Raw genomic sequence first — 12920 nt, 5'->3', positions numbered from 1 at the left:
TGATAATGGACTATAAAATATGGCGACCCAATTACAACAGGATTTGTCGGGCAAAGTGGCATTGGTGACAGGCGCTGCCAGCGGTATCGGACGTGATATCGCTGAAACTTATGCCAAAGCAGGCGCAGCGGTTGGTATTGCTGATATTAATCTTGAAGCCGCTCAGAAAACCGTTGATGCTATTGAAGCGGCAGGCGGACGCGCATTTGCCATTGCCATGGATGTGACTTCAGAGGAGGCGGTAAACGCTGGTGTGCAGCAGCTTGTCGATACCTTTGGTGGTATTGATATTCTTGTCTCCAATGCTGGTATTCAGATTATCGATCCAATCCATAAAATGGCGTTTGAGGATTGGAAAAAAATGCTTGCTATCCATTTAGATGGGGCATTTTTGACCACCAAAGCGGCGATACAGCATATGTATAAAGATGACAAAGGCGGTACGGTCATTTATATGGGGTCAGTCCATTCGCATGAAGCATCCATGTTTAAGGCGCCTTACGTCACAGCGAAACATGGGTTACTTGGGCTGTGCCGTGTATTGGCCAAAGAAGGCGCTGAGCATAATGTACGCGCGCATGTGATTTGCCCAGGGTTTGTCAAAACACCATTGGTCGAAAAGCAAATTCCGCAACAAGCGGCTGAAAAAGGCATCAGTGAAGAATCTGTAGTCAATGATATTATGCTGGTTAATACGGTAGATAAAGAATTCACGACGGTTGACGATATTGCCCAATTGGCATTGTTTTTAGCAGCCTTCCCAAGCAATGTATTTACAGGTCAGTCTATCGTTGCCAGTCACGGTTGGTTTATGAATTAACAGCGTGGTGAATTAATGGGTTCGCGGGTTGTTTGATTGGTTTAAGAATCATTGGCTTGCTAATAAAAGACCAATCCATTAGCATCTAGTTTTATATTAATTTGAGCCAATTAGATTGGCTCTTTTTTATGAGCGCTTGAATACCGTTTCGGGTCGCACGGAGTAAGTATAATGAATGATAAGGATTTTGCAAAAACGCTTGCAGCAAAATTAAGCCGTGCTATCGAGCAACAGCAGTTTGAGCAATCAATCAATCAACTTCAAAATTTGCGCCCGATTGATATTGCCGATGTTCTGGCACTCATGGAGCCAAATCTTGCGTGGCAGCTACTTGAGCATCTGCCCAATCGTTCTACCGTGTTCTCCTATTTAGAAACGGATATTCAGGTTGCACTTGCCTATGTATTTCCTCGGGCTATATTAGCAAAGATAATAGGCGAGATGCCTGCGGATGAGCGCGCAGATTTATATAAGCGCCTCAGTCAAGATCAACGTGATGCCTTGTTGCCCGCATTGGCACAGGCACAACGTGAAGATATTCGTAAGTTATCTGCCTATGAGGAGCGCACTGCTGGTGCGTTGATGACGTCTGATTATGCGACTTTAGCTGCTCATATGACTGTCTCTGAAGCATTGGCAGCACTGCGCCTAGAAGCACCTGATGCCGAAACTATTTATCATGCTTATGTGATTGATGATGAGCGTAAATTATTAGGCGTTGTCTCTTTACGAGTACTTATTTTAGCGGCTCCTGAACAGCTGATTAATGACATTATGATGAGTACAGTAGTGTCTTGTAATGTCAATGATGATCAAGAAGACGTTGCGAAAGTCGTGGCTCGCTATGATTTAATTGCGCTGCCTATTACCGATGATAGTGGTGCTTTGGTCGGTATTGTTACCCACGATGATGCGATGGATGTGGTGAGTGATGAGGCAACCGATGATTTCCATAAGTCGGGAGGTGTCTCGACCATGGTTGGCAAATTAAAAGACGTCAGCGTTCGGGTGTTATACCGTAAGCGGGTCTTTTGGTTAGTGTTCTTAGTATTTGGTAACTTGCTCTCAGGCTTTAGTATTGCAAAATTTGAAGATGTGATTGCCGCCAATTTGGTATTGGTGTTCTTTTTACCTTTATTGGTCGACAGTGGCGGTAACGCTGGCTCGCAGTCAGCGACCTTGATGGTGCGAGCTTTGGCGACTGGCGATGTGGTCATGCGTGACTGGTTTTCGTTATTGGGTCGAGAGGCGGTGGTTGCGTTGATGCTTGGGGCGACGATGGCGGTGGCTATCTCAATCATCGGTTATGTACGTGGTGATGCAGTGGTGTCGTTAGTGCTGGCACTGAGTATGATGTCGGTGGTGATGATTGGTTGTGTGATTGGTATGAGCTTACCTTTTGTGCTTAATAAATTAGGTTTTGACCCTGCCACTGCCAGCGCGCCTTTGATTACCTCTGTCTGTGATGCCTCGGGGGTACTTATTTATTTGTTTATTGCTTCACAGTTTTTGTCTATCGGTTAACGCTGCTATAAAGCCTAGTCCCACTAGCGTTGTGGTTTTTTTATAGTGTTAATTCAGCTACACTGTCACTATAAAAGGTCTGGCTAACACGCTCACGAGCGGTATTGTTCACGACAGTATTCACTGAGTTTTTGCCATGCCCACTCACTTGTATAGGCAGTAATAGTCGCTATGTTTAACTTTATGAAGAAAACCTCCACCAAAAAATCAGAAACACCAGAGCAGCGAGCAGAGCGCGATAGTGCCGTGGACAAGGTGCTGCTTGGTTATGAGGTAGGTACTGTCAGTATTGCCACCATGGTAACGGGGCTTGAGCGTGATGGTGACCAGCTCACCTTAGACTTGCGTCTACCCGTAAATAGTAATCCTGAAATTATCCAACAAGAACTTGGGCAACTGTTACATCCGCACGGGATCAAGACTATTCATATGAATGTTCGTCTGCCCGCACCGACGAAAGGCTCGGGGTCAAGTCTGCCAAAAGCAATGCCAAAAACCACTAATGCCATGGACAATCAACATAAACCAGCGGCAAATGCTGATAGCAATACTACTGTTGAACCACCAATTACCAAAGCCGCGCCGACACAAGCGTCACTCGCCGCGCATCCGCGTATTCGTCATATTATCGTCGTGGCGTCGGGTAAAGGCGGTGTTGGTAAATCCACTACTACGGTCAACATTGCTTTGGCATTACAAAAGCTAGGCAACCGTGTTGGCGTACTGGATGCCGATATTTATGGTCCTAGTATGCCAACGATGCTGGGCGTCGATAATGTCAAACCTGAGCTGGAAAACGAGCAGTTTGTTCCTATCAATGCGCACGGCATGGCAATGCTATCGATTGGTAGCTTGCTCGATGGTGACAATACTCCTGTCGCATGGCGCGGACCAAAAGCCACTGGTGCGCTGATGCAGCTGTATAATCAAACCAACTGGCCGCAGCTAGATTACTTAGTGATTGATATGCCACCGGGTACGGGCGATATTCAGTTGACACTAGCGCAGCGTATTCCCGTAACGGGTGCCGTGATTGTCACGACGCCGCAGCATATTGCCTTACTTGATGCGCAAAAAGGCATTGAGATGTTTAACAAAACCAATATCCCAGTACTCGGTGTGGTCGAAAACATGGCACTGCATACCTGTAGTAACTGTAATCATACTGAAGCTATCTTTGGTACAGGCGGCGGTGAAAAAATCGCTGAGCAATATCAGGTGCCGCTGTTAGGTCAGTTGCCATTGGCGAGCGGTATTCGTGCACAAGTGGATAAAGGTGAGCCGAGCGTATTAGCCGATGATGAGTTTGCGCCGTACTATCTTAGCATTGCCAAAAATATCGAAGCCAATATTAATAAATTCGCCAAGCCTGTCAATGATAAGCGTATTTTTTAATAGTTTTATAACGGTTCTCGATGATTTTTAGCGATAGCTAAATAGCCTAAGTATAAAAAATTGCAAGGATTTGGGTTTTAAAAAGGGAATATTGTGAGCTTATCGATTTATCAACGACATTTAGATAATATTCCCAAACAGTATAATCTCCTAAGATTATTCCGCCCGCCGTTATATGTGATTGATCTCTCAAACAATCAAGTCATTGCCGTTTGCTACTATAAAGATGGGAGTAGCAAACGGCATCAAGTTAATGATGACTTTAGTAATCGCCGCATGGTGATTGCTGATTTTTTTAAAGCGGTACAAGCGCTAGCCAATTTACTACTTAAATTTCCTAAGCATCCGTTTGGAATAAGTGCTTTTGCAGTAGTCAATGTCTCTGAAGAATTGGCAGATGGATTGGAGATGATAGAAATAAAAGTGATTAGAGAAGCAAATTGGGTGGCGTCCGCAAAGACAAAAAGAAGAGTCGTAAGTACCACCGTCAGCTACCAAGGACAGCTAATCTCACAATGATATTTGGCTAGGATGCCATGACTATGAATAAAAACTTTAATAACCAAAATCAGCAACAATTATCTACCAGCATTAAGCCAGTTGTGCTCGATGAGCTGATTAAAAATGGTCAGCCTACTTTTGGCATCTTTGCTCACGTTAAAAATATCAATTATTTGGACTATCACAGTCATCTTATTTCGCAAAAGGCGCTGCCAAACTGGCGCAAAGAGTTAAAAGCCAATCAATTCTGCTTTATTCAAATTATCCAGCCGCCTTATCGGATTTGTCTGGCATTGGCAACGATTAAGTTGGCAACCAGTGCCTTTGTTTATCTTTATAACGATGAGGCTGAGCAGTTAGAGGTTTGTGAAGCATTGCAACCTTTGACGCATCAAACACAGTTAGAAGGCGATTGCTATCAAGGGCAAATGGCATTTACCCATAGTAGTCTCACATTAACATTGGATTTTACGCCTTCACAAATCGAAGTAGCATTGGATAGTAAACACATTACGCTTGATGCGACGCTACAGCGGCAAGCAGCGCCATTAGCAGTCTGCACACCAACGGGCAGGCGTGGCTGGACCTTTACTCAAAAAGAACCGTTGACGGGTATATCTGGTCATTTACTTATTAAAGCCTATTCAAAATTTAACACTGATGCTCAAGCCAAACAAATCCACTTTTCCGAAACAACTATCGCCAATTTCGATTGGACGCTTGGTTATATGCGCCACGAGACCAATTGGTTTTGGAGTTGTATCAATAGCTATTTGCCAGACGGTCGTCATTTTGCCCTAAATCTAGCGATGGGCGTCAATGAAACGGGGGTTAGCGAAAATGCGTGCTGGCTGGATGGGCAGATTTATTATTTACCGCCTGTGATGTTTGTCCGTGATGGTTTAAATTTACCAGCTAATGAGCAGGATGATACTGCTAAAACTATAGATTATACGCGACAGCCTTGGCGCATCTATCATCAAAACCTAGGCTGGAGCAATGTTGATATTGACTTAACCTTCACGCCGATAACCGTTTATAAAAAGACGGATAACTTTGGTGTGCTTGCCAGTATATTTGAGCAATGGCTTGGCTTTTATAGTGGTGAGATTCGTCTAAAAGATGACGTGATTAAAGTTGATAAGATAATGGGCTTAGCTGAAGATCATTTCGCAAAATGGTAGGCGGTTGATTGTAGATTTATATTAAACGCAGGCAAGCCTATAAATTAAGCGCTCAATTCCGTATAATCGTCGCTATCAAAATACCGTTCATATCGTAAATTTTATTTTATAGCTGCTAAGGAACAACAATGTCTATCAAGTCTGACCGCTGGATTCGTAAAATGGCTGAAGAACACGGCATGATTGAGCCGTTTGAAGCGGGCCAAGTACGTTTTAATGATGCAGGCGAGCGTTTGGTTAGCTACGGTACGTCAAGCTATGGTTATGATGTACGCTGCGCGCCTGAATTTAAAGTTTTTACCAATGTTCATTCAGTGATTGTAGATCCAAAAAACTTTGATGAAAAAAGCTTTATTGATGTTATCGGTGACGAGTGCATTATTCCGCCAAACTCGTTTGCGCTAGCACGCACCATGGAATATTTCCGTATTCCACGTGATGTGTTGACGATCTGTCTTGGTAAATCAACGTATGCCCGTTGCGGAATTATCGTCAATGTGACGCCGCTGGAGCCTGAATGGGAAGGGCATGTCACTTTGGAATTTAGCAACACCACCAATCTACCAGCGCGTATTTATGCAGGCGAAGGAGTGGCACAAATGCTATTTTTCCAAAGCGATGCTGATGACGTATGTGAAACCAGCTATAAAGATCGCGGCGGTAAGTATCAAGGTCAACGCGGCGTGACATTGCCAAGAACCTAGTAATTTTATATGCTAACTGAAAGTGCACAACGATAAATCTTTTAGATTAATCACAAAAAGGCTGACCGTATATAATACGACCAGCCTTTTTTATACCGAAAAATTGACTATTTCAACACTTTTAAACCAGCTTTATTATCACGTTTGGCTTTAGGTGTCGCAGTAGGGCTCTTCTGTGAGCTTACTATCGCATCATCTTCAGGTTGATAGTTGTCATATTCATTGGGGTCAAAAAACATCCCTTGCGAGTTTTCTTTCGCATAAATACCTAATACCGACGTCATTGGTACCCAAATATCTTGTGACACGCCGCCAAAACGCGCACTAAAATGAATATAATCATTTTCCATACTCATATTACCAGTCGCACGGCTGGCGATATTCAATACGATACGACCATCTTGCACGTGTTCCCTTGGAATCTGTACATTTTCGGCAGTGGCATCAACCATCAGGTAAGGCGTTAGTTGATTGTCTTCTATCCACTGATAAAGCGCGCGCACCATATAAGGACGTGTTGGGGTAATAGAGGTGGTTTCGCTCATCTAAGGGTTTCCTATACTGATAATTTGAAGATAATAATCTAAAGATGTTTTGTTGTTTTCTATTTTAAGACAGCGGTTAAGCATTGTCTAGGGTGTGTCCTGCTCTTGCAAATGGTAATAAAAATTGCAGCCAAACAAGAAAAATAGTACTGATAATATCGAAATATAAGCAAGCTATTTGACACAGTTTGACAAAGATTTAGTCATTCTTGGCCCATTTAAGGTTTAATGATAAGATTTAGGATACACCCTAATTAACGCACACTTTTTTGAAAGCTAGTACGCTCAAAGACCCGCTGTTGATAATCAAATAAGGGGCGACTAATTGCGCGTGGCAGCTCAATTCCCATTTCTTCAAGTCGCCATAACAAAGGTGCTAACAATACATCACACCAGCCAAAATCGTCTGCCATAAAGTAAGGTTTATGAGCAAACAGTGGTGACAACGTAATCAAAGAATCGCTTAACTGTTTTTTCGCAATAGCAGCTTGTGCTTTATTAAAGCTATTAGGGTGCATGAGTAGACGCTTACCGAGTACCAGCCAATCATGCTGAATACGCCAAGCCAATTGGCGAAATTGGGCACGCTCTTGCGGGGTATCTGGCAGTAGCTTGTTTGTATGGTAACGTTCTTCAAGATACTCAAAGATAACGTTGATCTCATACAGTGCGATTTCACGTTGTTGCAGAACAGGTAAGGTGTGATAGGGATTCAGCTCAGTTAAATCTTCAGGCCGTTCAGAGTGCAAGCGTGATAGATAATAGGCAAGCTTTTTTTCCTCAAGTAATAGGCGCACTACATGACTGTCGTAGCCGTCATCAGCGTATAAAATCAGCTGACTACTTGGAATGTCGTTCGCATCAATCATGAAAGCCTAATGTTAATAGTAAAGCCTATCATCGTAAACAAAGTTGCCCTGATTATCAAGGCAAGGTACGTAAACATTGCGGGTGAGCCTTGTTTTAAATAATGGTTCAGTGTTTTATGGTCTTTTAAGAGACAAAAAAAGGCACTACCAGAGTAGTGCCTTTTTTTTCGATAAAAATATATTTTTTAATACTTAATTATTTTACATCTTTCCAGAATTCTTTGTTCAATAAGTAAACTGGAATGAGTAATACTAATAAGAATAAAATCACAAAGAAGCCAATCACTTGACGGTCATGACGGTTAGGCTCTGCCATCCACGCCATAAAGTTAACCAAATCACCCACTTCAGATTCAAACTCTTCAGCACTCAGCTCTTCTTGCATATTATGCAAGACATGAGGCATCGCCGCATTGGCAAGTACTAAGTTATTGGCACCCCAAGGACGGCTTGGGTCTTCATAGAAGGATAACAGGTAAGTATATACCCAGTCATCGCCACGTAGTCTGGTCTCAAGTGATAGATCAGGAGGCGCTGCGCCAAACCATGATGCTTGTACTTCAGGATCAATTTCAGCATTAATATGATCACCGATTTGATCGGTAGTGACCATCAAATACTTTTCAACCAACTCAGGTGGTATCTCTAAATCTTTAGCAATGCGCGAGTGACGAACATACTGTGCAGAGTGACAACCAGCACAGTAGTTCATAAAGATTTTCGCACCGTTTTGTAGCGAGCCCTTATTGGTAAAATCAATAGGAGCAGTACTACAAGCTAAGTGTTCTTCAACACCCTCAGCATTGGTGAATGTGCCACATCCACCGCCACCAGCTGCCAGTGCAGTACCAGCCGTCAAGGTTAATGCCGCGCCTAAGCCTAGACCCGCTAGGGATTTAATTAGCGTGTTCATCAGTGACCTCCGGTAACGCGTTCTGGTGGCTGTTTACACTTCTCAATAGAGGTATAAATTGGCATCAGTAAGAAAAACAAGAAATACAAGACAGTGAAGATACGAGCCATCAATGTTGCTGTTGGTGTCGTTGGCGTCGCGCCTAAGTAACCTAAAACTAAGAAACTAATCGCAAACACGGTTAAAGCAATTTTAGATAAAATGCCTTTATAACGTATAGAGCGTACAGGCGATCTGTCTAGCCATGGTATCAAGAATAGTACGGCAATCGCACCACCCATCGCAATCACACCACCTAACTTGTCAGGAACCGCACGTAAAATGGCATAGAATGGCGTGTAATACCATACTGGTGCAATGTGTGCTGGTGTCTTCAATGAATTCGCTGTCTCAAAGTTTGGTGGCTCAAGGAAGAATCCGCCGCCTTCTGGGAAGAAGAATACCACTGCAAAGAACAAGATAAAGAAGACCACGATACCAATCATATCATGCACTGTATAGTACGGATGGAATTCAATACCATCTAACGGCACGCCATTTTTATCTTTTAGCTTCTTGATATCAATACCATCAGGGTTGTTCGAACCCACATGGTGTAGCGCTACAATATGCATGAATACTAAGCCCACAAGTACGAGCGGGATAGCAACCACATGTAGAGCAAAGAAGCGGTTTAGAGTGATACCTGAGATAATATAATCACCACGTACCCATTCTGCAAGCCCATCACCAATCACAGGTAGAGCAGCAGGAAGGTTCAAGATAACCTGTGCACCCCAAAATGACATATTGCCCCAAGGAAGTAGGTAACCGAAGAAACCTTCTGCCATCAATGCTAAGTAAATACCCATACCGATGAGCCAAATAAGCTCACGTGGTTTCTGGTATGAACCATATAGCAGTGCTCTGAACATATGCAGATATACGACCACAAAGAACGCAGATGCGCCAGTTGAGTGCATATAACGGATGAGCCAACCACCTTTGACATCGCGCATGATGTATTCAACAGACGCAAATGCCCCTTCGGCACTTGGGTTATACATCATGGTCAGCCAAATACCTGTTACCAATTGGTTAACCAATACCACCATTGATAACACGCCAAAAAAGTACCAAAAGTTAAAGTTTTTTGGTGCATAGTACTTTGACATATGGTATTCATAGGTTTCGGTCGCTGGAAAGCGTGCGTCCACCCAATGCATTAACTTTTTACCCATGCTCATATTAAGCCTCCCCAATCGTCAAGATGGTACCATCCATGTTGTAATCTGGGACAGGTAAGTTAAGCGGTGCAGGAACGCCACTATAAACGCGACCCGCCAAGTCATATTTAGACCCGTGGCATGGGCAGAAAAATCCGCCATACCAATCATTACCACCCAAGTCAGCCGCGCCAACATCAGGACGGTAGTTTGGTGCACAACCTAAATGCGTACAGACGCCTTCTACTACCAATACTTCTGGTGAGATAGAGCGTTCTGGATTTTTACAGTATTCAGGTTGTAATGATGCATCAGATTCAGGGTCAGACAGTAAAGGTTTTACTGACGCTAAAGTCGCTAGCATGTCTTCTGTGCGTTTGACCACAAAAATGGGTTTACCGCGATATTTGACAACGATCATCTGTCCTGCTTCGATAGAACCAATATCTTGGGTCACTGCAGCCCCTGCAGCCTCAGCTTTAGCGCTTGGGTACCAAGAACGGACAAAAGGTGTTGCCACAGCAGCTACCCCAGCTGCACCAATCGCGGCAGTCGAGGCAATAAGAACTCTACGGCGTTGTACGTTAACGCCTTCGGCTTGGCTCATTAATACTTCCTCCAGGTGAATGAAATGGGATTATCCCACACTGGGTTTGTGGCTTAGAAAATGTACAATATCAAGCCACTTTGGCTGTGCCTAATTTTGCTAATTGTTGCTATTCTAAGCTATTTCGGTGATAAAATAAATTATTGCGTTAAAAATAAAGCAACCTTGATAGGACATACTCTAAGGTTGAATAGGAGAATTGATGCAAAATAGCTGCATTATCAATGTCTCACATAGATTTTTTGGCAAGGATTATAAGCGTGATGACCTTATAATTAATAAGGATATTTTGCAATAGCGAATGATACTCGAAATTAAGGTAATGTTCACTAACTTTCAGTACCTAACCACTATGTAAGTAGTCGTAAACCAATAATCACCGCTTTATAAGAACAAAACGGTGATTATTTCATTACTTTTTATGTCTTATCAAACTTCAAGTTTTATAAAACATCGCTTCAGTCGCTAACGTTAGCTCTCAAGCTCACTCCAACGCTCAAGCTTACTCATCATCTCATCTTCAATCGTCAGTAGGCGCTCACTGGCGGCAGTCGCTGCATTAACATCAGTGGTGAACCATGAGCCATCTGCTAGTTTCTCTTGCAATTGCGCTTGTTCAGCTTCTAATGCAGCGATTTCTTTTGGTAAATTGTCCAGTTCACGCTGTTCATTGAAATTGAGCTTTTTGGCAGCTTTGTTAGGTTTTGCTGCGGTTGTCTTATTGGTAACTTTACTGGCAGTATTTGTATTATTGGCTGGTGTTCTAGCCGCGTGTGCGGCTTGCTCACGGTTTTTCTGTACCAAGTATTCTTGATAACCACCGACATACTCTTTGACGATACCTTTGCCGTCTTCATCTTGGTCAAATACCCAAGTAGAGGTAACGACATTGTCCATAAATGAGCGGTCATGGCTGATGAGTAAAATCGTACCGCCAAAGCTGGCGACGGACTCTTCTAGTAGCTCAAGTGTCGCCATATCCAAGTCATTGGTTGGCTCATCGAGTACCAAAATGTTGGCAGGCTTCAATAGCTGCTTGGCAAGTAGTACGCGGTTACGCTCACCACCTGATAGTGCTTTGACAGGGGTACGCGCACGTTCTGGGGCAAATAAGAAGTCTTGTAGATAGCTCATGATGTGTGTCTTGCGACCACCCACTTCGACGAAATCTGAACCTTCAGAGACGTTTTGCGCCACACTGGCTTCAAGGTCTAACTGATCGCGCAACTGGTCAAAGAAGGCAATTTTTAAGTTAGTGCCTAATTCAACACTACCAGTTTTGGTGACTTCATCATCAGACATATCGAGTAAGGCTTTAATCAGTGTGGTTTTGCCCGCACCGTTGGGTCCGACAATACCGATTTTATCGCCGCGCATGATAGTGGTCGTAAAGTTATCAACCAATACGTTGCCATCATACTCAAGATGTAAGTTTTTGACTTTACAGACCAGCTTACCGCTTTTCTCGCCTTGACCCATGGTGATATTAACGTTACCGACTTGCTCACGGCGATCGCTACGCTCTTCACGCAGTGCTTTTAGCTCACGGACACGGCCTTCATTACGAGTACGGCGGGCTTTGATACCTTGGCGAATCCAAACTTCTTCTTGCGCCAGTTTTTTATCAAAGTTGGCGTTATTTTTTTCTTCAGCGAGTAACTGTAGCTCTTTTAGCTCTTGATAGCGTGCATAGCCACCTTCGCCTTGAGTGACGTCATAGCTGGTCAATTGACCACGATCTAGCTCAATGATGCGCGTCGATAGTTTATTGACAAATGCTCTATCATGGGTGACAAACAACAATGTTAGACCTTGCCAATCCAATAAGAAGCGCTCTAGCCACTCAATACTATCAACGTCTAAATGGTTGGTTGGTTCATCGAGCAGCAGTACATCAGGTTTGGTGACCAATGAGCGTGCTAGGAGTACACGGCGCTTACGACCACCTGATAATGAAGATAAATCATCATCTGGATCCAGCCCCATGGTTTTGATCAGGCGGGTGGCTTCTCGTTCTAAATCCCAACCGTGTACCGCATCGATATCATGCTGTAAATCGGCCATACGCTCACAAGCATCCATGTCGCCGTTGGCACATAAGTCAGTTTGGGCATTGTAGTTGATAAGCAGCTCAGCCGTGCGGCTGCTACCACCCATAACGATGTCTAGGATACGTCCGCTTGTCTCGGGAACGTCTTGTTCTAGCATCGCAACGCGCACGCTGCTATTGATAATGACTTCGCCGCTATCAGGTTGTAAGGTACCGTTAATTAGCTTAAATAAGGTGGATTTGCCTTCGCCATTACGGCCAATTAAACAGACACGTTCACCTGCTTCAATAGCAAAATCAATGCCATCAAGAACAGGAGCGACGCCAAAAGCAAGGTGGATATCTTTTAAATGTATCAGAGCCATAGAATATCTTAAGCTTATATAATAGTGAGGTAGGGGTTGCTGCAAAATTGCGAGCAGTATAACATGCCATCACGTGACTGTAGTGAGCGTAAATGATTTTATCCGCACTATTTATGACTTTTGTTCAAGGCTGCTATTTTATAAAGAGCATCGTCGTCTAATTGCTACTTTTTATCGGTCATTGAGCCATTTTATTAATGAATTCTACCAGTCTTATGTTTATGATAATTCAGAGAAA

Annotated in this window: 12 protein-coding genes; 6 read left to right on the top strand and 6 right to left on the bottom strand. The window is 43.4% G+C overall.

What is annotated here, in order from left to right; genetic code table 11:
- Positions 1-19: 19 nt before the first annotated feature.
- The 6 genes from JFC08_RS03535 to dcd all read left to right on the top strand — a co-directional run bounded on the left by JFC08_RS03535 (position 20) and on the right by dcd (position 6128).
- Complete coding sequence (locus tag JFC08_RS03535) at positions 20-820, top strand: 3-hydroxybutyrate dehydrogenase (protein ID WP_087815038.1); 801 nt, start codon at positions 20-22, stop codon at positions 818-820.
- 171 nt (positions 821-991) lie between these two features.
- Complete coding sequence (gene mgtE / locus JFC08_RS03530) at positions 992-2344, top strand: magnesium transporter (RefSeq protein ID WP_198329729.1); 1353 nt, start codon at positions 992-994, stop codon at positions 2342-2344.
- Positions 2345-2515: 171 nt separating this feature from the next.
- A complete protein-coding gene (apbC, locus tag JFC08_RS03525; protein ID WP_198329728.1) occupies positions 2516-3739 on the top strand; it encodes an iron-sulfur cluster carrier protein ApbC in 1224 nt (407 codons plus the stop codon).
- Positions 3740-3832: 93 nt separating this feature from the next.
- A complete protein-coding gene (locus tag JFC08_RS03520) occupies positions 3833-4258 on the top strand; it encodes a hypothetical protein (RefSeq protein WP_198329727.1) in 426 nt (141 codons plus the stop codon).
- A gap of 23 nt (positions 4259-4281) precedes the next feature.
- On the top strand, positions 4282-5424 hold the full coding sequence (locus JFC08_RS03515) for a DUF2804 domain-containing protein (RefSeq protein ID WP_198329824.1): 1143 nt from the start codon (positions 4282-4284) through the stop codon (positions 5422-5424).
- Between the two features lie 128 nt (positions 5425-5552).
- On the top strand, positions 5553-6128 hold the full coding sequence (dcd, locus tag JFC08_RS03510; RefSeq protein ID WP_011513914.1) for a dCTP deaminase: 576 nt from the start codon (positions 5553-5555) through the stop codon (positions 6126-6128).
- Positions 6129-6235: 107 nt separating this feature from the next.
- Here dcd and JFC08_RS03505 read toward each other — a convergent pair whose 3' ends face one another.
- The 6 genes from JFC08_RS03505 to JFC08_RS03480 form a co-directional block, all read right to left on the bottom strand.
- Positions 6236-6673 (bottom strand): ClpXP protease specificity-enhancing factor, encoded by a 438-nt coding sequence (locus JFC08_RS03505; protein WP_198329726.1) that lies wholly within the window; start codon positions 6671-6673, stop codon positions 6236-6238.
- A gap of 254 nt (positions 6674-6927) precedes the next feature.
- Positions 6928-7542, bottom strand: coding sequence for a glutathione S-transferase N-terminal domain-containing protein (locus JFC08_RS03500; RefSeq protein ID WP_198329725.1), 615 nt, complete (start codon positions 7540-7542; stop codon positions 6928-6930).
- Positions 7543-7738: 196 nt separating this feature from the next.
- Positions 7739-8455 (bottom strand): cytochrome c1, encoded by a 717-nt coding sequence (locus tag JFC08_RS03495; protein WP_045446804.1) that lies wholly within the window; start codon positions 8453-8455, stop codon positions 7739-7741.
- On the bottom strand, positions 8455-9660 hold the full coding sequence (locus JFC08_RS03490; protein ID WP_173936707.1) for a cytochrome b: 1206 nt from the start codon (positions 9658-9660) through the stop codon (positions 8455-8457). The genes JFC08_RS03495 and JFC08_RS03490 overlap by 1 nt, the downstream gene beginning before the upstream one ends.
- A 22-nt stretch (positions 9661-9682) precedes the next feature.
- On the bottom strand, positions 9683-10267 hold the full coding sequence (gene petA / locus JFC08_RS03485; RefSeq protein WP_045446807.1) for a ubiquinol-cytochrome c reductase iron-sulfur subunit: 585 nt from the start codon (positions 10265-10267) through the stop codon (positions 9683-9685).
- Positions 10268-10738: 471 nt separating this feature from the next.
- Positions 10739-12682 (bottom strand): ATP-binding cassette domain-containing protein, encoded by a 1944-nt coding sequence (locus JFC08_RS03480; protein ID WP_198329724.1) that lies wholly within the window; start codon positions 12680-12682, stop codon positions 10739-10741.
- Between the last annotated feature and the right edge of the window lie 238 nt (positions 12683-12920).

Source organism: Psychrobacter cibarius (assembly GCF_016107535.1).
In the GTDB taxonomy this organism is placed as follows: Bacteria; Pseudomonadota; Gammaproteobacteria; order Pseudomonadales; family Moraxellaceae; genus Psychrobacter; species Psychrobacter cibarius.
Note: the sequence above shows the minus strand (reverse complement) of the source record. Positions and strands in the feature narration are given on the sequence as shown.

Excerpts from the sequence above, each read along its gene's own strand:
- apbC (WP_198329728.1), top strand. The coding sequence starts at position 2,516 with ATGTTTAACTTTATGAAGAAAACCTCCACCAAAAAATCAGAAACACCA.
- JFC08_RS03505 (WP_198329726.1), bottom strand. The coding sequence starts at position 6,673 with ATGAGCGAAACCACCTCTATTACCCCAACACGTCCTTATATGGTGCGC.
- JFC08_RS03535 (WP_087815038.1), top strand. The coding sequence starts at position 20 with ATGGCGACCCAATTACAACAGGATTTGTCGGGCAAAGTGGCATTGGTG.
- JFC08_RS03480 (WP_198329724.1), bottom strand. The coding sequence starts at position 12,682 with ATGGCTCTGATACATTTAAAAGATATCCACCTTGCTTTTGGCGTCGCT.
- JFC08_RS03495 (WP_045446804.1), bottom strand. The coding sequence starts at position 8,455 with ATGAACACGCTAATTAAATCCCTAGCGGGTCTAGGCTTAGGCGCGGCA.
- petA (WP_045446807.1), bottom strand. The coding sequence starts at position 10,267 with ATGAGCCAAGCCGAAGGCGTTAACGTACAACGCCGTAGAGTTCTTATT.
- JFC08_RS03500 (WP_198329725.1), bottom strand. The coding sequence starts at position 7,542 with ATGATTGATGCGAACGACATTCCAAGTAGTCAGCTGATTTTATACGCT.
- JFC08_RS03490 (WP_173936707.1), bottom strand. The coding sequence starts at position 9,660 with ATGCATTGGGTGGACGCACGCTTTCCAGCGACCGAAACCTATGAATAC.
- dcd (WP_011513914.1), top strand. The coding sequence starts at position 5,553 with ATGTCTATCAAGTCTGACCGCTGGATTCGTAAAATGGCTGAAGAACAC.
- JFC08_RS03515 (WP_198329824.1), top strand. The coding sequence starts at position 4,282 with ATGAATAAAAACTTTAATAACCAAAATCAGCAACAATTATCTACCAGC.
- mgtE (WP_198329729.1), top strand. The coding sequence starts at position 992 with ATGAATGATAAGGATTTTGCAAAAACGCTTGCAGCAAAATTAAGCCGT.